At 70.0% G+C, this 18,816-nt stretch carries 16 protein-coding genes; 6 read left to right on the forward strand and 10 right to left on the reverse strand.

What is annotated here, in order from left to right; genetic code table 11:
- Positions 1 to 16: 16 nt before the first annotated feature.
- Positions 17 to 757 (reverse strand): glutamine ABC transporter substrate-binding protein GlnH, encoded by a 741-nt coding sequence (gene glnH, locus ESD82_RS09970; RefSeq protein ID WP_147429221.1) that lies wholly within the window; start codon positions 755 to 757, stop codon positions 17 to 19.
- Between the two features lie 125 nt (positions 758 to 882).
- Here glnH and ESD82_RS09975 point away from each other — a divergent pair, with 125 nt between their 5' ends.
- Positions 883 to 2,211: an aspartate aminotransferase family protein gene (locus tag ESD82_RS09975; RefSeq protein WP_147429220.1), complete on the forward strand. Its 1,329-nt coding sequence runs from the start codon at positions 883 to 885 to the stop codon at positions 2,209 to 2,211.
- On the forward strand, positions 2,208 to 2,978 hold the full coding sequence (locus ESD82_RS09980) for a BKACE family enzyme (protein WP_024843443.1): 771 nt from the start codon (positions 2,208 to 2,210) through the stop codon (positions 2,976 to 2,978). The genes ESD82_RS09975 and ESD82_RS09980 overlap by 4 nt, the downstream gene beginning before the upstream one ends.
- A gap of 62 nt (positions 2,979 to 3,040) precedes the next feature.
- Here ESD82_RS09980 and ESD82_RS09985 read toward each other — a convergent pair whose 3' ends face one another.
- The 3 genes from ESD82_RS09985 to ESD82_RS09995 are packed head-to-tail and all read right to left on the reverse strand — an operon-like array spanning position 3,041 to position 5,702.
- Positions 3,041 to 3,739, reverse strand: a complete 699-nt coding sequence (locus ESD82_RS09985) for a hypothetical protein (protein ID WP_024843444.1) — start codon at positions 3,737 to 3,739, stop codon at positions 3,041 to 3,043.
- A 23-nt stretch (positions 3,740 to 3,762) separates the two neighbouring features.
- Complete coding sequence (locus ESD82_RS09990; RefSeq protein WP_024843445.1) at positions 3,763 to 4,500, reverse strand: DUF5058 family protein; 738 nt, start codon at positions 4,498 to 4,500, stop codon at positions 3,763 to 3,765.
- A 38-nt stretch (positions 4,501 to 4,538) separates the two neighbouring features.
- On the reverse strand, positions 4,539 to 5,702 hold the full coding sequence (locus ESD82_RS09995) for an amidohydrolase (protein ID WP_147429219.1): 1,164 nt from the start codon (positions 5,700 to 5,702) through the stop codon (positions 4,539 to 4,541).
- A 128-nt stretch (positions 5,703 to 5,830) separates the two neighbouring features.
- Here ESD82_RS09995 and ESD82_RS10000 point away from each other — a divergent pair, with 128 nt between their 5' ends.
- Positions 5,831 to 6,343, forward strand: coding sequence for a MarR family winged helix-turn-helix transcriptional regulator (locus ESD82_RS10000; RefSeq protein ID WP_114669163.1), 513 nt, complete (start codon positions 5,831 to 5,833; stop codon positions 6,341 to 6,343).
- A gap of 9 nt (positions 6,344 to 6,352) precedes the next feature.
- Here the strand turns inward: ESD82_RS10000 and ESD82_RS10005 are convergent, their stop codons facing one another.
- Positions 6,353 to 7,621 carry an MgtC/SapB family protein gene (locus tag ESD82_RS10005; RefSeq protein WP_028710273.1) on the reverse strand — a complete coding sequence of 423 codons (1,269 nt, stop codon included), beginning with the start codon at positions 7,619 to 7,621 and terminating at the stop codon, positions 6,353 to 6,355.
- Between the two features lie 194 nt (positions 7,622 to 7,815).
- On the opposite strand from ESD82_RS10005, the gene ESD82_RS10010 reads away from it, so the two are divergent.
- On the forward strand, positions 7,816 to 9,315 hold the full coding sequence (locus ESD82_RS10010; protein ID WP_114669160.1) for a phosphomannomutase: 1,500 nt from the start codon (positions 7,816 to 7,818) through the stop codon (positions 9,313 to 9,315).
- Positions 9,316 to 9,330: 15 nt separating this feature from the next.
- On the opposite strand, the gene ftsH is transcribed toward ESD82_RS10010, so the two are convergent.
- The 3 genes from ftsH to hmgA all read right to left on the reverse strand — a co-directional run bounded on the left by ftsH (position 9,331) and on the right by hmgA (position 14,037).
- Positions 9,331 to 11,160 (reverse strand): ATP-dependent zinc metalloprotease FtsH, encoded by a 1,830-nt coding sequence (gene ftsH / locus ESD82_RS10015; RefSeq protein ID WP_024843450.1) that lies wholly within the window; start codon positions 11,158 to 11,160, stop codon positions 9,331 to 9,333.
- A gap of 168 nt (positions 11,161 to 11,328) precedes the next feature.
- Positions 11,329 to 12,534 carry a fumarylacetoacetase gene (gene fahA, locus ESD82_RS10020; protein ID WP_114669164.1) on the reverse strand — a complete coding sequence of 402 codons (1,206 nt, stop codon included), beginning with the start codon at positions 12,532 to 12,534 and terminating at the stop codon, positions 11,329 to 11,331.
- Positions 12,535 to 12,678: 144 nt separating this feature from the next.
- On the reverse strand, positions 12,679 to 14,037 hold the full coding sequence (hmgA, locus tag ESD82_RS10025; protein ID WP_123130434.1) for a homogentisate 1,2-dioxygenase: 1,359 nt from the start codon (positions 14,035 to 14,037) through the stop codon (positions 12,679 to 12,681).
- Between the two features lie 145 nt (positions 14,038 to 14,182).
- Between hmgA and ESD82_RS10030 the strand changes: the two genes are divergently transcribed.
- Together ESD82_RS10030 and ESD82_RS10035 are read left to right on the forward strand one after the other, a co-directional pair.
- A complete protein-coding gene (locus ESD82_RS10030) occupies positions 14,183 to 14,617 on the forward strand; it encodes a MarR family winged helix-turn-helix transcriptional regulator (protein WP_114669620.1) in 435 nt (144 codons plus the stop codon).
- 204 nt (positions 14,618 to 14,821) lie between these two features.
- On the forward strand, positions 14,822 to 16,303 hold the full coding sequence (locus ESD82_RS10035) for an amidase (RefSeq protein ID WP_147429430.1): 1,482 nt from the start codon (positions 14,822 to 14,824) through the stop codon (positions 16,301 to 16,303).
- Positions 16,304 to 16,334: 31 nt separating this feature from the next.
- On the opposite strand, the gene ESD82_RS10040 is transcribed toward ESD82_RS10035, so the two are convergent.
- Both ESD82_RS10040 and ESD82_RS10045 read right to left on the reverse strand, forming a co-directional pair.
- Positions 16,335 to 18,254, reverse strand: coding sequence for an FUSC family protein (locus tag ESD82_RS10040; protein WP_151208815.1), 1,920 nt, complete (start codon positions 18,252 to 18,254; stop codon positions 16,335 to 16,337).
- A complete protein-coding gene (locus ESD82_RS10045; RefSeq protein ID WP_024843822.1) occupies positions 18,172 to 18,633 on the reverse strand; it encodes a MarR family winged helix-turn-helix transcriptional regulator in 462 nt (153 codons plus the stop codon). The genes ESD82_RS10040 and ESD82_RS10045 overlap by 83 nt, the downstream gene beginning before the upstream one ends.
- Between the last annotated feature and the right edge of the window lie 183 nt (positions 18,634 to 18,816).

An 18,816-nucleotide genomic window follows, 5' to 3' on the forward strand; every position in this document is an offset into this window, starting at 1 on the left:
TGGCCGCCCGGAACGATCACTCGGCGGGCTTGGTGCCGAACCATTTCTCGTAGATCGCTTCGTAGCGCCCGTCGGCCTTGAGCTTGGCCAGCGCCTCGTTGACCTTGGGGGTCAGCTCGCTGCCCTTGGGAAAGCCGATGCCGTATTCATGCGCCATCATCTGCTCGCCCACGGCCTTGACCTGGCCGCCGCCGGCGGTGGCGATGTAGTAAAGCACGTTCGGCGTGTCATGCATGGCCGCATCGACGCCGCCGGTGCGCAGCTCCAGATAGGCGTTGTCGATGTTGGGGAACTTGCGCAGCGTGGTTTCCTTGAAGTTCTCCTCGGCATAGTCCGAGGACGAGGTGCCGGTCTTGACCGCCAGGGTCTTGCCGGCCAGGTCGGCATGGCTGGCGACCTCGCTGTCGGCCGGCACCATCAGCATCAGGCCGCTGTCGTAATAGCCGTCCGAGAAGTCGATGACTTCCTGCCGCTCGGGCTTGATGGTGATGCCGGCCAGCGCCACGTCCACCTGCCCGGTCTGCAAGGCCGGGATGATGCCGGCGAAATCCATCGGCCGCAGCTTATAGGTGACGCCGATCTCGGTGGCGATGGCATCCCAGAGGTCGATGTCGAAGCCGACATACTTGTCGCCCTCCTTGAACTCGAAGGGCACGAAGGCGGTGTCGGTGGCGACGACCAGATCCTCGGCCATGGCGGCGGTCCCGATGCCCAGGGCCAGGGTGGCAGCGCCGGCGAATGCGAAAAGCGTCTTCATTTGTTCTTTCTCCCTGTGGAACGGCACCGAGAGACCGGCACCGCGCTCGCAAATTTATTTGCATAAATCACCAAACAATGCAATTAGATTTGCCGATCACTGGCCCATGAAAGGATGGAGTCGCGATGCCCGGACATGTTTTCGGACGAACGACCAAGGGGGTGCTGCCGGTGGCGGCACGCGGCGAAGGCTGCTACATCATTGATTCCTCTGGGAAACGCTATCTGGACGGCTCGGGCGGGGCGGCGGTGTCCTGCCTTGGCCATTCCGATGCCGGGCTGCGCGCCGCGCTGCATGCGCAGCTGGATGCGCTGGCCTTTGCCCATACCGGCTTCTTCACCTCCGAGCCCGCCGAATCGCTGGCCGACGCACTGGCCGCCCATGCGCCCGAGGGGATCGAGCGGGTCTATCTGGTCTCGGGCGGCTCCGAGGCGGTCGAGGCAGCGATCAAGCTGGCGCGGCAGTATTTCCTGGAGATCGGCCAGCCGCAGCGGCACCGGGTGATCGCCCGGCGGCAGAGCTATCACGGCAATACGCTGGGCGCATTGGCGGCGGGCGGCAATGCCTGGCGGCGGGCGCAATTCGCGCCGCTGCTGGTCGAGACCAGCCATATCGCGCCCTGCTACGAATATCGCGACCGGCAGGAGGACGAGACGCAGGAGGCCTACGGCCAGCGCGCCGCCGACGAGTTGGAGGCCGAGATCCGCCGCCTCGGCCCCGAGACGGTGATGGCCTTCATCGCCGAGCCGGTTGTAGGCGCGACCGCCGGCGCGGTGCCCGCCGTGCCCGGCTATCTGAAGCGCATCCGCCAGATCTGCGACCGCCATGGCGTGCTGCTGATCCTCGACGAGGTGATGTGCGGCATGGGACGGACCGGCCATCTTTTCGCCTGCGAGGAGGACGGCGTCGCGCCCGACATGATCACCATCGCCAAGGGACTGGGCGCCGGCTACCAGCCGGTCGGGGCGCTGCTGGCCTCGGGGCGCATCTACGGTGCCATCGCGGCGGGTTCGGGCTTTTTCCAGCATGGCCATACCTATATGGGCCATGCGATGGCGGCGGCGGCGGCCGGGGCGGTGCTGGACGCCATCCTGGGGCGCGGCCTGCTGGCGCGGGTGCGCGAACAGGGCGCCAAGCTCGACGCGGCGCTGCGGGCCGAGTTCGGCCAGCATCCGCATGTCGGCGACATCCGCGGCCGCGGGCTGTTCCGCGGCATCGAACTGGTCGAGGACCGCGCCGGCAAGACCCCCTTCGACCCGGCGCGCAAGCTGCATGCACAGATCAAGAAGCTGGCCTTCGAGGCCGGGCTGATCTGCTATCCGATGGGCGGTACCATCGACGGGCAGCGCGGCGACCACATCCTGCTGGCGCCGCCCTTCATCATCGAGGACGCGCAGATCGACGAGCTGGTCGGCAAGCTTTCGGGCGCGATCCGCGGGGCGCTGGCGGCATGAGCCTGCCGCGGATCATGGTCGCGCCGAACGGCGCGCGGCGCGGCAAGGCGGACCACCCCGCCCTGCCCGTCACCATCCCCGAGATCGTCGGCTGCGCGCGGGCGTGCCATGCGGCTGGCGCAGGCGGCATCCATGCCCATGTCCGGGACGCCGAGGGCCGGCATGTGCTGGACGCCGGGCTCTATGCCGAGCTGATCGCCGAACTGGCCCGCGCGGTGCCCGATATGGCAGTGCAGATCACCACCGAGGCGGTGGGCCGCTACAGTCCTGCCGAGCAGCGCGCGCTGGTGGCGCGGCTGCGCCCGGCCGCGGTCTCGGTCGCCTTGCGCGAGATCACGGCCGAGCCGGATGCGCGGCTGACCCGCGCCTTCTTCCACGATTGCGCCGCGGCCGGGATCGCGGTGCAGCATATCCTCTATGCGCCCGAGGAGGTGGACCGGCTCGCCGCCCTGCTGGCGGATGGCACCGTGCCGGCCGCGGGGCTGCAGATCCTGCATGTGCTGGGCCGCTATGCGGCGGGCCAGATCTCGCAGCCCTCGGAGCTCGACGCGCCCCTGGCCCGCCAGCGCGCCGCCGGGCTGGCCGCCGACTGGGCGGCCTGCGCCTTCGGCCCGGCCGAGACCGCATGCCTGCTGGCGACGATGCGGCGGGGCGGCAAGGCGCGGATCGGGTTCGAGAACAACCTGCTGAACATGGATGGCCACCCGGCCGCCTCGAATGCGGAACGGGTGGCGGAACTGGTGCGGCTGGCCGAAGCGGATCGCTGAGGCCCCGCTCCGGGACAGCCGGCCGGCGGCGCCGACCGGGACAGCCCGAGCCGCGGGGATGGTCAGGCGGACTGGCCGCTGCCGGCCGGGCGTGCGGGCCTGCGGTTGGTCGCGAAGCAGACGAGGATCGCCAGGATGCCCGCGACCGCCGTGCCCAGAACGCCGGGGATCGGCGACAGGAAGATCGCAAGCCCGCACAGAATGCCGGTCAGCGCGTTGCGGCGGGTGGCGCTGTTCATGAACATGACCAGCACGGCGCCGTAAAGCGCGGGCAGCGTGTATTCCTTGACCGCCAGCGCCATCGGCGCGGGCATGGCGTCGATCAGCGCCCGGCCGATCACCACCAGCGCCACCAGGAAGACCAGGTTCACCAGCACCGAGACGGCGATGCCCAGCACCGCCGCGACCTCGGCCTTGCGCGAGCCGGTCTCGGCCTCGACGGCCTGCTGGCACGAGATCACCACCGGCATGCGCATGTTGCCGATATTGCCCGACAGGAAGCTCATATAGGTGCCGCACACTCCCAGCACCGGGAAATACGAGATCGGCTCGACGATCCAGATGATGCCGACAAAGGCCAGCACGGCCAGAAAGCCGGTCAGGATCACCCCGGCGCCGGGCCAGGCGCCCAGCACGAAGGACAGGTAGAGCGCGGGCAGCAGGCAGACCGCCATGGCGATCAGCAGCGTGATGCGCCCGATGCGATGCGCCCGCGGGATGAAGCTGGTCCGGTAATGGGTCTCGAGGTTCTGCTTGGTCATGGATCGCTCCTGATGCTTGGGGATCAGGCCAGGATCTGGCCGACGAGATATCCGGCGGCGAGCCCGCCGATCAGCGCGAAGCCCACGGCCCATTCGCGCAGCCACAGCCAGCGTTTGCCAAGCTGGCCCAGCACCAGCATGGTGCCGGCCCCGATCAGCAGCGCGGCCAGATCGTCCCAGGCCACGGCGATCTCCGCCAGCCCGGTCTTGGCCACGGCCGCGCCCAGCCCCAGCGTCAGGAAGATCGCCACCGGCGTCGCGCTGCCAAGCGCCCGGATCAGCTGCGGATTGCCGACCGACAGCTTGTCGCGCGTGCGGTCGAGGCTTTTCGTCATCAGGAAGGTGCTGACCAGCCAGCCCATGCCGCCCAGCGTCATCACCCAGACCGAGGCGGTAAAGGCTTGCAGCGTGTAGCTGTCGGTGCCCAGCGTCGCGCCCGCGGCCTTGGCGCCCATCTCGGCGGCGACGAATTCGAAGATGGCCGAGCCGATCACCCCGACCCGCATCAGCGTCACCGGCCCGCCCACCATGGCGACCAGCGAGACGGCGACGAAGAAGACCGCGATCGCCGGCCCGATCGAGTTGATCGTCGCGGTCTTGTAGACCCGCAGGCGTTCGTCGCGGGTCAGGATGCCGTAATCGTTCGAGAGGCGCAGCGTCATGCGCAGGTAAAGCAATGCCTGCACCACGACGGTGCCGACGATCAGGCCGGCAAGCAGCCACAGCACGGGGCCGTTGGCCACCGAGAAGACATGTTCCATGCGGGTAATCCTTGCAAGCCCTGCCGGGCAGGGGGCGCTCAGGCCAGTTCGGTTTCGACCAGGCGGCAGAAATAGCTGGCCGCGACCGTCAGGATCGTATCGTTGAAGTCATAGCCGGGATTGTGCGGCATGGCGCCGGGGCCGGCGCCGACCAGGACATAGCTGCCCGGCACGCGCTCGGTCATGAAGGCGAAATCCTCGCTGCCGGTCAGCGGCGGCGCATCGGCATGCACCCGCTGCGGCCCGACCACCTGCGCGGCCACGGCCAGCGCCAGCCGTGTCGCCTCGGCATCGTTGACCAGCGGCACGAAATTGTCGTCATATTCCACGCGCGCCGCGCCGCCATAGGTCGCGGCGATGCCTTGGGCGACCTCGTCCAGCCGCCGCTTCATCAGCGCACCGACCGCCTTGTCGAAATAGCGCAGGCAACCCTTGAGCGTGGCCTTGTCGGGGATGACGTTATGGCTGTTGGTGCCGGCATAGACATCGGTAAAGGACAGGATGCCGGTTTCCAGCGGGTCGAGGTTGCGCGCCACGACGCTTTGCGCCGTCACCACCAGATTGGCGGCGATCTGCGCCGCGTCGACGGTGGTCTGCGGCAGCGCGGCATGGCCGCCCCGCCCCTGCACCCGGATGGTGAAGAAACTGCATCCCGCCATGGCCCGGCCGGTGCTGCTGTAGATATGGCCCTGCTCCATGCCGGGGAAATTGTGATAGGCGTAAAGCCGGTCGCAGGGGAAACGCTCCAGCAGCCCGTCGCGGATCATCGCAAGCGCACCGCCCAGCCCCTCCTCGGCGGGCTGGAAGATGAAATGCACGGTGCCGGCGAAGTCGCGGGTCCGCGCCAGGTGCCAGGCCGCGGCCAGCAGCGTCGCGGTATGGCCGTCATGGCCGCAGGCATGCATCACGCCCGGAATCTTCGAGGCATAGGGCTTGCCGGTCTCCTCCTGGATCGGCAGCGCGTCCATATCCGCCCGCAGCCCGATGGCGCGGTTCGATTCCCGCTTGCCGCGCAGCACCCCCACCACGCCGGTGCCGCCGATGCCGGCATGCACCTCGTCAAAGCCGAAATCGCGCAGGCTGCGCGCGACCAGTTCGGCGGCAAAGGTTTCCTGAAAGCCGATACCCGGGTTTTCGTGCATCGCGCGGCGCCAGCCGACGAAGGTGCTTTCCTGCGCGACGATATCCTCGATCAGACCCATGCTTCCCTCCCTGCGAATCACGCCTGTCTGTCTTGATATGAAATTGTTGCATAATAAGATCATTGCGCAAAGGAATTATTTCACCTTTGCTATGCCCCCGGGCCAAGGACGGACAAATGGGCGGAAACATGGGAAAAACCTGGTCGAGAAGCTTTCGTCAGGGCAATGCGATCTACAAGCTGAACCTGCTGGCGACCGAATCGATCCGCTCGGTCGAGGATCGTTTCATCGCCCTGGTCGGGCTGGACGTGCGCACGATCCGGGTGCTGCGGCTGATCGGCGACAATCCCGGCACGACCTTTGCCGAACTGACGGTGATGACCGGGCTGGAGCGCAGCCTGGTATCGCGGCTGATCCAGAATCTGGTGCGCGGCGGCCATGTCGAGCGGCGCAACGACGATGCCGACGCCCGCCGCTTCGGCCTGTTCGTGACCCAGGCCGGGCAGAGGGTGCGCGACCGCGCCGACCTGCTCTCCGCCCGCGCGCTGGAGGCGGTGTTCGAGCCGCTCTCGCCGGCCGAGGTGCAGGCCTTCATCGCCACCATGGACAAGCTGGCCGACTGGCTGGACAGTCCGGACTATGCGCAAAAGGTCACACGGATCTTCGACAGCATCGATTTCGGCGATTCCGGCCCGGTCTAGGGGCGGCGTTCATCCCCGCTCCAGCACCGCCTGCGCCCAGACCGCCGCCAGCCCGGCGGCAAGCGCCAGCGCGCTGATCCCGGCGACGGTCAGCCCGATCCGCCGGTTGCCGACCAGCGCCGCCATCGCCGCCTTGGACAGGGTATTCACCGCCACCGCGACCAGGATCGCGCGCGCCGCGACCGGGGTGGCCAGGTCGCCGCCGCCGAGCCGCGCCATCGAGATCGACACCGCATCCACATCGCCGATGCCCGAGATCGCCGCGATGATCAGCACGCCGACATCGCCATAGTGGTGGCGCAGGATCTCGGCCGCCAGCAGCACGAGGGCGATGAAGGCGGCGATCTTCAGCGCCGTGCCCACCGCCAGCGGGTTGCTGATCGGCAGCGCCGGTCCGGCCTGCGCCGGCCGCCGCCACAGCAGAAGCGCCGCCGCCGCGGCCATCACCGCCGCCCCCGCCGCCAGCGGCAGCGCCAGATGCGCCAGCAGCGCCCGGTTCAACCCGACCGTCACCACGCCGACGCGGACCAGCATGACGATGCCGGAAATCAGGATGCCGGCGGCAAGCAACCGGGCGGCGCCGGGCTGGGCCTTGCCCAGCCGGGCAAAGGCCAGCGTGGTCGCGGTCGATGAGGCCAGCCCCCCGGCCGCCGCCATCACCACGATCCCCAGCCGGTCGCCAAAGGCCCGGACCGCGACATAGCCGGCAAAGGAAATCCCGGCGATCAGGATCGCCAGCAGCCAGATCTCGCGCAGGTTGACCGCGCCCCAGGGATCGACGCTGCGGTCGGGGATGACCGGCAGCAGCAGGAAGGACATGGCCGCCAGCGTCAGGATCGCCCGGATCTCGGCCCAGCTCAGCGCCGCGACCCAGCGGTGCAGGTGTTCGCGCCCCGCCAGAAGCAGCGTCATCGCCACGGCGGCGGCGACGGCCGGGACCAGCGGCCCGGTGACGGCCAGCGCGCCCAGCAGGAAGACCAGCATCCCCGCCACCGCCGAGGTGGCGCTGACATTCCGGTCGAGCCGCGATTCCAGCCATTGGAAGGCGGCAAAGACCAGCGCGAAGCCGCAGAACACGATGCCGATCACCAGACCGCCGTATTGCAGCGCCAGGACGCCGGTCGCCCCGCCGGTCAGCCCGGCCAGCGCGAAGGTGCGCAGGCCGGCGGCGCGCTGATGCTCGCGCTCGTCGCGGGTGCGCCAGCCGCGTTCGAGCCCGACCAGCAGGCCGATGGCCAGCGACACGGCAAGGCGGCTGAGGATCTGATCCGGGTCCATCGGCGCATTCTGCCACCGGTTTCAGCGGCTTGCCAGCGCCGCAAGGTGGCCGCGATCCGGGCCCGGCTTGCGCCCGGCGTCGCGGGATTTCGGGTATTTTCGGAACAGAGAAGCCGCGAGACCCGGCACGGCGGCTCTGGACGAACCGCCCGCCGCGCCTGCATGATCGGCTTTCCAAAGAGCGAGCTTCGAGCATGACCGAGACAGGCCCCCTCACCCTCCGGACGCTGATGGCGCAAAGCGGCGTCGCCTTCGGCACCAGCGGCGCGCGCGGATTGGCCAGCGCGCTGACCGACCGCGTGGCCCATGGCTGCGTCCAGGGCTTCCTGCAATATCTGCGCGAGATCGGCGAGTTCGCCCCCGGAACCGAGGTGGCGCTGGCGGGCGACCTGCGCCCCTCGACCCCGCGCATCCTGCGCGCCTGCGCCCAGGCGGTCCGCGACGCGGGCGGGCGGGCGCTGTTCTGCGGCCATGTGCCCACGCCGGCGCTGGCGCATTACGCCTTTGGCCGCGCCATCCCCTCGCTCATGGTCACGGGCAGCCATATTCCCGACGACCGCAACGGCATCAAGTTCCACCGCCCCGGCGGCGAGATCCTGAAGCCGGACGAGGAAGGCATGGCCCGGCAGGCGCTGGCGCCGGATCCCGCCCGCTTCGACCCCGACGGCGGGCTGGCCGAAGCCGCCCCCCTGCCCGAGCCCATGGACATCGAGGACGGCTATCTGCGCCGCTATCTGGACTTCTTCGGCAAGGACGCGCTTTCGGGGCTGCGGCTTGGGCTTTACCAGCATTCCGCCGTCGGCCGCGACCTCATCGCCCGCATCCTGCGCGCGCTTGGCGCCGAGGTTCTGCCGCTGGGCCGCTCGGACCGTTTCATCCCCGTCGATACCGAGGCGCTGCGGCCCGAGGACATCGCCCTGGCGCGGGACTGGGCGGCGGGGCAGCGGCTGGACGCCATCGTCTCGACCGACGGCGATTCCGACCGTCCGCTCCTGGCCGACCACCGCGGCGAATGGCTGCGCGGCGACCTGCTGGGCCTGCTTTGCGCCCGCGAACTGGGCGCCGAATGCGTCGTCACCCCGGTCAGCAGCAATACCGCGCTGGAACTGAGCGGGGCCTTCGCCCGCACCATCCGCACCCGCATCGGCTCGCCCTATGTCATCGCGGCGATGAGCGAGGCGGCGTGCGAGACCCTGGGACCGGTCTGCGGCTACGAGGCGAACGGCGGCTTCCTGCTGGGCAGCGAGATCGTGCGGGACGGGCGGCGGCTGGCGGCGCTGCCGACGCGCGACGCGGTCCTGCCGGTGGTCGCGGTGCTGGCGGCGGCCAGGGCGCGGCCGCTGGCCGAGCTTTGCGCCGGCCTGCCGCGGCGCGTGACCTTCAGCGACCGGCTGCAGGATTTCCCGACCCGGGATTCCCAGGCGATCCTGGCCTGGCTGACCGCGGGCAGCGAGGCGGAGAGCCGCGCCCGGATCGAGGCGCAATTCGGCCCGCTGGCCGGCGGGTTGTGGCGGATCGACCAGACCGACGGGCTGCGCATGACCTTCGCGGACGGCGCGATCATCCACCTGCGCCCGTCCGGCAACGCGCCGGAGCTGCGGCTTTACACCGAGGCCGGGACCGACGAGGCCGCGCGGACGTTGAATGCCGCGGCCCTGGCGCAGGTCCGCGGGATGGCGGCGCTGCTGGCCTGACCGGCCGGGCTGGGCTCAGGCGGCCGCGGCCGCCGGCCGCACCCTTGCCGCGAAGGCACGCAGCTCGGCATCCTCCAGCGTCTCGCGCTCCAGCAATTCGCGCGCGGATTGCTCCAGGAGGTCGCGATTGGCCTCGAGCAGCGCCACCGTGCGGGCAAAGATCCTGTCGGTGATCTGCTTGACCCCCGCGTCGATCCGCTGCGCCGTGGCCTCGGAATAACGCCGGCTCAGCCACGAGCCCTGCTCGTTCGTGCCCAGGAAGCCGGGGCGGTCGCTGTCATAGCTGACATGGCCCAGATCGTCGTCCATGCCATAGCGCGTGACCATGGCGCGGGCGATGTCGGTCGCCTTGACCAGATCGTCGGCCGCGCCGGTCGAGAGATGGCCGAAGACCACGCTTTCCGCCGCCCGCCCGCCCAGCAGGACGGCGATCTTGTCCTCCAGCTCGGCGCGGGTCATCAGGAAGCGGTCCTCGGTCGGGCGCTGGATGGTATAGCCAAGCGCGCCGATGCCGCGCGGGATGATCGAGACCTTGTGGACCACGTCCACGCCGGGCAGCGCCATGGCGACCAGCGCATGGCCCATCTCGTGGCAGGCGACGATCTCGCGCTCGCGCGGGTTCAGCAGGCGGTTGCGCTTTTCCAGCCCGGCGACGATGCGCTCGACCGCCTGGTTGAAATCGGCCATGGCCACGGCATCGGCGCTGCGCCGGGTGGCCAGCAGCGCCGCCTCGTTCACCAGGTTGGCCAGGTCGGCGCCGGAAAAGCCCGGCGTCAGCGCGGCGACCTGCCCGACCTCGACATCCGGGGCCAGCCGCACCTTTTTCATATGCACCTTGAGGATGTCGATGCGGCCCTTGCGGTCGGGCTTGTCCACCAGCACCTGCCGGTCGAAGCGGCCGGCGCGCAGCAGCGCCGGGTCCAGGATCTCGGGCCGGTTGGTCGCGGCCAGCAGCACCACGCCCGACGAAGGGTCGAAGCCGTCCAGCTCGGACAGCAGCTGGTTCAGGGTCTGCTCGCGCTCGTCATTGCCGCCGGTGAACTGGCCCGAGTTGCGGGCGCGACCAAGCGCGTCGAGTTCGTCGATGAAGATGATGGCCGGGGCGCTCTTGCGGGCCTGCTCGAACAGGTCGCGCACCCGCGCGGCACCGACGCCGACGAACAGCTCGACGAATTCCGAGCCCGAGATCGACAGGAAGGTCACCCCCGCCTCGCCCGCCACGGCCCGCGCCAGCAGCGTCTTGCCGGTACCGGGCGGACCGACCAGCAGCACCCCCTTGGGAATGCGCGCGCCCAGGCGGCCATAGCCCTCGGGGTCGCGCAGGAAGGCGATGATCTCCTCCAGCTCGGCCTTGGCCTCGTCCACGCCGGCGACATCGGCGAATGTCACGCCGGTTTCCTTTTCCATATAGACCTTGGCCCGGCTCTTGCCGACCTGCATGAAGCCGCCCAGGCCCTGGCGCTCGGCGAACTTGCGAAAGACGAACATCCACAGTGCCAGGAACAGCACCACCGGCACCACCCAGGACAGCAGCGCGCCAAGCCAGGTGTTCTGCGGCACGCCGCTGATCTCGACCCCGGCCTGGTCGATGCGCTCCAGGACGGCCGGATCGACCAGGGTGGTGACGAACTGGTTGCGGCCGTCGACCGGGCTATTGAAATTGCCGGTGATGCGGTCGCCGCCAACCGCCACCGACGAGATGCGGCCCTGCTCCAGGTAATCCTCGAACTGGCTGTAGCTGATCGGCGCGACATCGCGCGCGCCCGACAACAGATCCTGGACCAGGATCACGGCCAGGAAGGCCAGGATCCAATACCAGATGTGGAACTCGGTCCTTTTCTCCATGTCTTCTCCATGCCGGCGCCCGGCTGCTGGGCGCCTGGTCGACAAGCGCGCGCCTGGCCGATGTTGCCCGACCGCGCGGCGCCGATCAACGGGCCGGGCGGGTTTCGGGCGCGCGCCGATGCCGCAGCAGGACCGGCGACAGCCCCCCTGCCGCGGCCAGGGCCGCGCTCATGGCTGCGCCGGCAGGATGCGCCCGGTGCAGGGTCCGAAGCCGATGCGATAGCCCGCGCCCTGCGCCTGGGCGAAAAGCCCGATCTCGTCGCCATCCTCGATGAAGGTGCGGGGCGCGCCATTGACCGTGACCGGCGCCTTGCCGCCCCCGGTCATCTCCAGCAGCGCCCCGGCCTGGTCGCGGCCCGGCCCCGAGATCGTGCCCGAGCCCAGGAGGTCGCCGACCCGCATCGGGCAGCCGGAACTGGTGTGATGCGCCAGCTGCTGGGCGCTGGAGTAATACATGACGTTGTAATTCGTCCGTCCCATCACCTGGCCGTTCATGGTCCAGCCGAGCTCCAGGTCGTAAAGCCCCGGCCGCCGCTCGTGCAGATAGGGCAGCAGCGGGTTCAGCCTCTCGGCCCCTGCGCAACGGAACGGCTCCAGCGCCGCCTGGGTCACGATCCAGGCGCCGATGGTGGTGCCGAGCGCCTTGGACTGGAAGGGCCCCAGCGGCTGGTATTCCCAGGCCTGGATGTCGCGCGCCGACCAGTCGTTCAGCAGGACATAGCCGAAGATCATCGCTTCGGCCTGCTCCACGCTGACGCGGCTGCCCATCTCGCTGTCCGCGCCGACGACGGCGCCCAGCTCCAGCTCCAGGTCCAGCCGGCGGCAGGGCACCCATTCCGGCCCGGCCTCGCCCCGGACCTGCCCCATCGGCCGGCGGATCGGCGTGCCCGAGACCACCACCGACGAGGCCCGGCCGTTATAGCCGATGGGCATATGCGTCCATTGCGGCGGCAGGGCGTTCTCGGGACCGCGAAACAGCACGCCGACGTTGAAGGCATGGTTCTTCGAGGCATAGAAGTCGGTGTATTCCGTGACCCGGATCGGCAGGTGCATCTGCGCGTCAGACATGGCGACCAGCGGCAGGTCTGGCGTCGCGCCCTCGGCGAGCAGTTCGGTCAGCCGCGCACGCACTGCGTCCCAACGCGCCCGGCCAAGCGCCATGAAGCTGTTAAGTGCCGGCTGCGCGAAGGTGCCGTCCGCATCGACCAGCCCGCACGCCTCGCATTCGGCCAGATCCAGGATCATGTCGCCGATGGCCACCCCGCAGCGCGGCGCAGCGCCCGACACGGAGAACACCCCATAGGGCAGGTTGTTCAGGGGAAAGGGACAATCCGGCCGATTGGCGCTTTCGACCCGAGACCGCAGCAACGCCATGCGCATCTTCCTTCTTTCTTGTGAAAATATCCCGCGGGAGGTCGCCGGCTGGTGCGCCACCGGTTCGAGAACCAGCCGGCGACGGGTGTGAAACCCCCGGCCTTCGGGGGCCACGGGTCCGGGGGCCACGGGTCCGGGGGCGCGTCACTTCCCGCCCGGCGTGCCGTCGAACTTCTTCTCCAGCTTTTTCCAGACCTCGATATAGTCCTTCTGCATCGGGGCCTCGCGGGCGGCGAATTCGGTCAGGTGCTGGGGAAAGCGGGTCTCGAACATGAAGGACATGGTGTCGTCCAGCTTCTCGGGCTTCAGTTCCGCGTTGGAGGCCCCCTCGAAGGCGTCGCGATCCGGGCCGTGCGGCAGCATGCAATTGTGCAGGCTGATGCCGCCCGGCGCGAAGCCCTGCGGCTTGGCGTCATAGATGCCGTGGATATTGCCCATCAGCTCGGACATGATGTTCTTGTGATACCAGGGCGGGCGGAAGCTGTGTTCGGCCACCTGCCAGCGTTCCCGGAACAGCACGAAGTCGATATTCGCCGTCCCCTCCTGCCCCGAGGGTGCGGTCAGCACGGTGAAGATCGACGGGTCGGGATGGTCGAACAGAACCGCACCCACCGGCGCATAGGTCCGCAGGTCGTATTTGCAGGGGCAGTAATTGCCGTGCCAGGCCACCACGTCCAGCGGGCTGTGGTCGATCCAGGTCTCGTGGAACCGGCCGCACCACTTGATGACCATGCGCGAGCGGGCCTCGCGATCCTCGAAGGCGGCGACCGGGCATTTGAAATCGCGCGGATTGGCCAGGCAATTGGCGCCGATCGGGCCGCGGTTCGGCAGGTCGAACTTCTGGCCGTAATTCTCGCAGACAAAGCCGCGGGCCGGGCCTTCCAGCAGCTCGACGCGATAGACGAGGCCGCGGGGGATGATGGCGATCTCCTTCGGCTCCAGCTCGATCACGCCCAGTTCCGTGCAGAAGCGCAGCCGGCCCTCCTGCGGCACCACCAGCAATTCGCTGTCGGCCGAGAAGAAGTATTCATCCTGCATGGATTGCGTCACCAGGTAGACATGGCTGGCCATGCCGACCTGGATGTTCACGTCGCCGGCCGTGGTCATGGTGCGCATGCCGGTGATCCAGGTCAGCTCCTCCTCCGGCACCGGGATCGGATCCCAGCGATACTGGCCCAGGCTGACGATGTCGTCGCGCAGGTTCGGCGCCGTCTTCCAATGGGGCAGGTCGATGGCCGCAAAATCGCCGGTATGGCGGACCGAGGGCCGGATTCGATAGCACCAGGTCCGCTCGTTCTGGCCGCGCGGCGCGGTGAAGGCGGTGCCGGACAGCTGCTCGGCATAAAGCCCGTAGGCGCATTTCTGCGGGCTGTTCTGGCCCTGCGGCAGGGCGCCGGGCAGGGCCTCGGTCTCGAAATCGTTGCCGAAGCCGGGCATGTAGCCCGGATGCGTGCCGGTGGCGACGGTGGCGCGGGTCATCCCGCGCGGCAGGTCGTGGGTCATGGGCGCTCCTCCTCGGTCGGCATCATTGCTGTTGCAACGAATATGCCGTTGCATCGGCAACGATGTCAACGCGGATCTGCGGCTCGGCCGATCCTTGTTGCAGGCGCAACGGCTTTCTGCTGTTCTGCCGGCCAAGGAGAAGCGCATGTCATTCGCTCTGGACCGGTTCCTGCCCTATCGCCTGTCGGTCGCCGCCGCCCAGGTCAGCCGCCGCTTTGCCGCCCGCTACGCGGCCGAGGCCGGGCTGAGCATTCCCGAATGGCGGGTTCTGGCGCATCTGGCCCATTCCGGCGCGGTGAGCGTGCGCGACATCAACGCGCGGGTGCATCTGGACAAGTCGGTGGTCAGCCGCGCCGCCGCGCGGCTGCAAGAGGCGGGCTGGGTGCGCAAATCGGGCAACGCGGCCGACCGCCGGCTGGTGGTGCTGGAGCTGACGCCCGAGGGCCGCGCGCTGATGGCGCGGCTCGGGCGCATCGCCGAGGCCTTCCAGGCCGAGCTGCTCGCCGAGCTGGGGCCGGAGGCCGAGGCCCTCGACAGGGCGCTGGCACGGCTGGCCGGCACGGAAGCCGGCGCGCCCTAGCCTGCAGCACCAAGACCCGGAACGCCGACAGGGGCGGTAGGAGGCTTGCGATATGCGTCACGCGGCCCGGACATGCTGCGATCGAACCAGATCCGCCCGGATCGGGCGCAGGACGGGCGCAGAACAGGCACCGGGGTTGCGCCGGCCCGCGCGACGGGCGAACATCGCCGGCAGGCCACCCTGTCCCCTGATCCGCATGCGATGATGAAACCGACCCCGGCGACCGGCACCCCTTCCCCGACCCCCCTGCCCGCGACCGGGATCACCGGGCTTTCGGCGCTGGACCTCAGCCGCGCCATCCAGGCCCGCGACCTGGGCTGCGTCGAGGTGATGACGGCCTTCCTGGACCGGATCGAGGCGCTGAATCCCAGGGCGAACGCCCTCGTCTCGCTGCGCCCGCGCGAGGCGCTGCTGGCCGAAGCCCGCGCGGCGGATGCGGAACTGGCGGCGGGGCGGTCGCGCGGCTGGCTGCACGGCATCCCGCAGGCGCCCAAGGATCTGACCGCGACCGCCGGCATTCCCACGACCATGGGGTTCCGCGGCCTCCGGGACCACCTGCCCAAGGCCGATTCCGTGCTGGTCGAGCGCAGCCGCGCGGCCGGCGCGATCCTGATCGGCAAGACGAACACGCCGGAATTCGGCCTTGGCTCGCATACCTACAACGCCCTGTTCGGCACCACGCCGAACGCCTGGGATCCGGCGCTTTCGGCGGGCGGCAGTTCCGGCGGCGCGGCGGTGGCGCTGGCGCTGCACATGCTGCCGGTCGCGGATGGCAGCGACATGATGGGCTCGCTGCGCAACCCGGCGGGCTGGAACAACGTCTATGGCTTCCGCCCCTCGATGGGCCGGGTGCCCAACGGCCCGGCGCCCGAGCTGTTCTTCCAGCAGCTCGGCCACGAGGGGCCGATGGCGCGCAATGTCGCCGACCTTGCCATGCTGCTTGCGACCCAGGCCGGCCGCGATCCGCGGCTGCCGCTGTCGCTGGCGGGCGACGGCGCGGAATTCGCCGCGCCGCTGGCCGGCGATGCCAGGGGCAAGCGGATCGGCTGGCTGGGCGATCTGGGCGGCCATCTGGCGATGGCACCGGGCGTGCTGGACATCTGCGAAAGCGCGCTGCGGATCTTCGAGGCGATGGGCTGCGCCGTCGAGCCCGCCCTGCCGCAATTCGACATGGCGCGGCTGTGGTCGGCCTGGGTCGTGCTGCGCAGCTTTCTGGTCTCGGGCAGCCTGCGGGCGGTCCACGACCTGCCCCGCACCCGCGCATTGCTAAAGCCCGAGGCGATCTGGGAGATCGAGACCGGCCGCGCGCTGACCGGCAGCCAGGTCTTCGAGGCTTCGGTGACGCGCTCGGCCTGGTACCAGGAGGTTCTGCGGCTGTTCGACCGCTACGATTACCTGGCGCTGCCCACGGCGCAGCTTTTCCCCTTCGACGCCGGCGAGCCCTGGCCGAAGGAGATCGCCGGGCGCAGGATGGACAGCTATCACCGCTGGATGGAGGTGGTGATACCGGGCAGCATGGCCGGCATCCCCGTGCTGGCGGTGCCGGCGGGCTTCGGCGCGCAGGGCCTGCCGATGGGGTTGCAGATCATGGGGCCGCCGCACGCGGACCGGGCGGTGCTGGAACTGGGCCATGCCTATGACCTCGTCCAGCCCCATACGGCGCGAAAAAGCCCGCTGGCGGGCTGACAGGGCGGAAGCCCGCGCCGGCGCCGCGCGGTCAGGCGGCCGGCGCCACATGCCGCAAACCGCGGGCCGCCTGCCGGATGGCCTGCGCCTCGGCGCCGTCCAGACGCTGCGCCAGCCGGTCGAGGCTGGGGCCGGCGCGGCCGGCGTCGCGGGCGATGCGCGCCAGCCGCCGCCGGGCCAGCCCCGCCGCGCGTCGGGTCGGGTCCGGCGTGTCGGGCGCGGCCAGCAGCGCGTGGCAGCGCATCGCGGCATGGGCCAGGGTCAGAATGGCAAGGCTTTGCGCCAGCGCCCGGTCGCGCGCCCCGGCCAGCCGCTCGGAAAGCCGCACCAGCCGCAGCGCACGATGATACAGCCGCGCCTGCCAGACCCTGCGGCGCGCCAGCGCATCCGGGTTGTCGGCGATTGCGGCCAGATCGCGCAGCATCATCTGCACCAGGTGCCGCTGGCGGCGTTGCAGGCTGACCGGATAGACCAGCCGGTAACCGGCCCAGGCCGTCAGCGGCGCGGCCAGGACCGCCAGCCCCTTCAGCAGCAGGTCCGGCAAGCCTTCCTGCAGCGGCAGATGCGGCTGCGACATCAGCAACAGGATCATGCTGTAATCCGTGGCGGCCAGCATGGTCCGGCGGTGTCCGGCCAAAAGCGGTGCCAGCATCAGCAAGGGCACCAGCATCAGGATCTGCTGCAATTCGGTCCGGGCCAGGGGCCAGAGCAGCCAGTGGCACAGGATCGCCGCCACCATGCCGAGCGCCTGCCCGGCGCTGACGTGGCGCATCATCTGGGCCGGGTTCTCGAAGGTCGAGAACAGCGAGATCATCACCGACAGGCCCAGCAGCATGAAGGGGCCGAGGCTCCAGCCGGTGGCCAGCCAGATCAGGCCGAACAGCAGCATCGCCCCGCCGGCACGCAACCCGGCCTCGCGTGCGCCGATCCAGTCGCGATGCAGCGCCACCGGCGGCGGCGCAGCAGGCGGGACGGGATGCGCATCCCAGCCGCGCAGCGCCTCGGCCAGCCCCTGCACCAGCCGGCGCAGCTCGTCATCGCCCTCGGGGGTGGCAAGGATGCGGCACGCCGCCGCCGCATCGCCGCGATCCAGCGCCCCCGCCGCATCGGCCAGCCGCCGCGCCAGCGGCACCGGCACCGGCGCCGCGCCCTCGGCCCGCAGCAGCAGCGGCATGGCGGCAAGCAGCACCGCCCGGCTGGCCCGCACCTCGCGCCGCGAGCGCAGCGAACCGGCGGCATGGGGATCGAGGCCCTCCTCCAGCGCGGCGATGCGCGACAGCAGCGCCCGGCCCTCGGCCGGCGCCGTTCCGGCCAGATGGCGCAGCAGATCGACCAGCAGGCCGCCGATGCGGGCGCGCAGATCGGCGACACCGCCCTGCCCGGCCAGGAAATAGCCGGCCAGCGTCGCCACCACGACCCCGGTCAGCACCGTCGCCAACCGGTCGGCGCCCAGATGCAGCACCCGGTCGGGATGCGCCGTGTCCAGCAGCGCCACCATCGAGGCCGAATAGCCCGCCAGCACCGTGCCATAGGCGATAAAGCCGCGCTGGAGATTGCCGGCCCAGGTGCAAAGCCCGACCCAGAGCGCCAGCCCCAGCACCAGGATCCCCGGATGCAGCGGCGCGCCCAGCACCAGCAGCACCCCCGCCCCCGTGCCGACCAGCGTCCCGGCAAAGCGGAAGAAGGCCTTTTCGAGCAATTGCCCGCGCAAGGGCTGCGCCGCCGCCCAGACCGACATGCCAGACCATTGCGGATGCTCCAGCCCCATGGCCCAGGCGACCAGAACCGCAAGGCAGCAGGCCAGTGCCGTGCGGCTGGCAAAGCACAGCCTGCCCCGTCGAAGCCGCGCCGCAGCAGCCAGTCCGCGCTCATTCCTGCCCGACCGCCAGCCTGTGGGCGATGCGCGCCTCGATCCGGGACAGGTGGCGCAGCATCTCGTCCAGCGCGGCATCGTCCAGATCGGCCAGCAGCTCCGCCTCGATCCGGTCCAGCAGCCGGCGCAGGCGCGCCACCTCGTCCCGGCCGGCGGCGGTCAGCAGGATGCGGCGGGCACGGCGGTCGGCGGGATCGGGCCGGCGCTCGACCAGGCCGCGGCCCTCCAGCAGATCCAGCAGCCGCACCAGCGTCGAGCCGTCCAGCGCCAGCCTTGCGGCAAGCTCGGTCTGGCTGATGCCGTCGCCGCCCTCGGCCAGATGGATGAGCGGCGCCCAGGTCGCATCGGTCAGCCCGGCCGGGGCCAGGGCCTGCTCGACGGCCCGCCGCCACTGGCGGCCGAGCGTCACGAAATAGCGGCCGAAACCGCCGCGCGCAGGGGTCGGATGATTGGTCATGATGATACATGTATGTCAAAATAATTTGTATTGCAAATTATTTTGACGGCCAATGAATCCCGGCAAGGCACGGCGACAGTTTCCCAGCGCGACGCTGCGCCGGCGTCCCGGTCCTGCCCCCCGGTCCCGCCCCCAGGTTTCGCCCCCAGGTTTCGCCCCGCGCAGCCGGAGAAATGACATCAA

The organism is Paracoccus pantotrophus, from assembly GCF_008824185.1.
Classification (GTDB): domain Bacteria; phylum Pseudomonadota; class Alphaproteobacteria; order Rhodobacterales; family Rhodobacteraceae; genus Paracoccus; species Paracoccus pantotrophus.

Coding starts and splice junctions, on each gene's coding strand:
- ESD82_RS10005 (WP_028710273.1), bottom strand. CDS start 7,621: ATGGACCCGGATCAGATCCTCAGCCGCCTTGCCGTGTCGCTGGCCATC.
- glnH (WP_147429221.1), bottom strand. CDS start 757: ATGAAGACGCTTTTCGCATTCGCCGGCGCTGCCACCCTGGCCCTGGGC.
- ESD82_RS10030 (WP_114669620.1), top strand. CDS start 14,183: ATGTCATTCGCTCTGGACCGGTTCCTGCCCTATCGCCTGTCGGTCGCC.
- ESD82_RS09990 (WP_024843445.1), bottom strand. CDS start 4,500: ATGGAACATGTCTTCTCGGTGGCCAACGGCCCCGTGCTGTGGCTGCTT.
- ESD82_RS09980 (WP_024843443.1), top strand. CDS start 2,208: ATGAGCCTGCCGCGGATCATGGTCGCGCCGAACGGCGCGCGGCGCGGC.
- ESD82_RS10040 (WP_151208815.1), bottom strand. CDS start 18,254: ATGCCGCGCTGGACGAGATGCTGCGCCACCTGTCCCGGATCGAGGCGC.
- ESD82_RS09985 (WP_024843444.1), bottom strand. CDS start 3,739: ATGACCAAGCAGAACCTCGAGACCCATTACCGGACCAGCTTCATCCCG.
- ESD82_RS10045 (WP_024843822.1), bottom strand. CDS start 18,633: ATGACCAATCATCCGACCCCTGCGCGCGGCGGTTTCGGCCGCTATTTC.
- ESD82_RS10035 (WP_147429430.1), top strand. CDS start 14,822: ATGAAACCGACCCCGGCGACCGGCACCCCTTCCCCGACCCCCCTGCCC.
- ESD82_RS10000 (WP_114669163.1), top strand. CDS start 5,831: ATGGGAAAAACCTGGTCGAGAAGCTTTCGTCAGGGCAATGCGATCTAC.
- hmgA (WP_123130434.1), bottom strand. CDS start 14,037: ATGACCCACGACCTGCCGCGCGGGATGACCCGCGCCACCGTCGCCACC.
- ESD82_RS10010 (WP_114669160.1), top strand. CDS start 7,816: ATGACCGAGACAGGCCCCCTCACCCTCCGGACGCTGATGGCGCAAAGC.
- ftsH (WP_024843450.1), bottom strand. CDS start 11,160: ATGGAGAAAAGGACCGAGTTCCACATCTGGTATTGGATCCTGGCCTTC.
- ESD82_RS09975 (WP_147429220.1), top strand. CDS start 883: ATGCCCGGACATGTTTTCGGACGAACGACCAAGGGGGTGCTGCCGGTG.
- ESD82_RS09995 (WP_147429219.1), bottom strand. CDS start 5,702: ATGGGTCTGATCGAGGATATCGTCGCGCAGGAAAGCACCTTCGTCGGC.
- fahA (WP_114669164.1), bottom strand. CDS start 12,534: ATGGCGTTGCTGCGGTCTCGGGTCGAAAGCGCCAATCGGCCGGATTGT.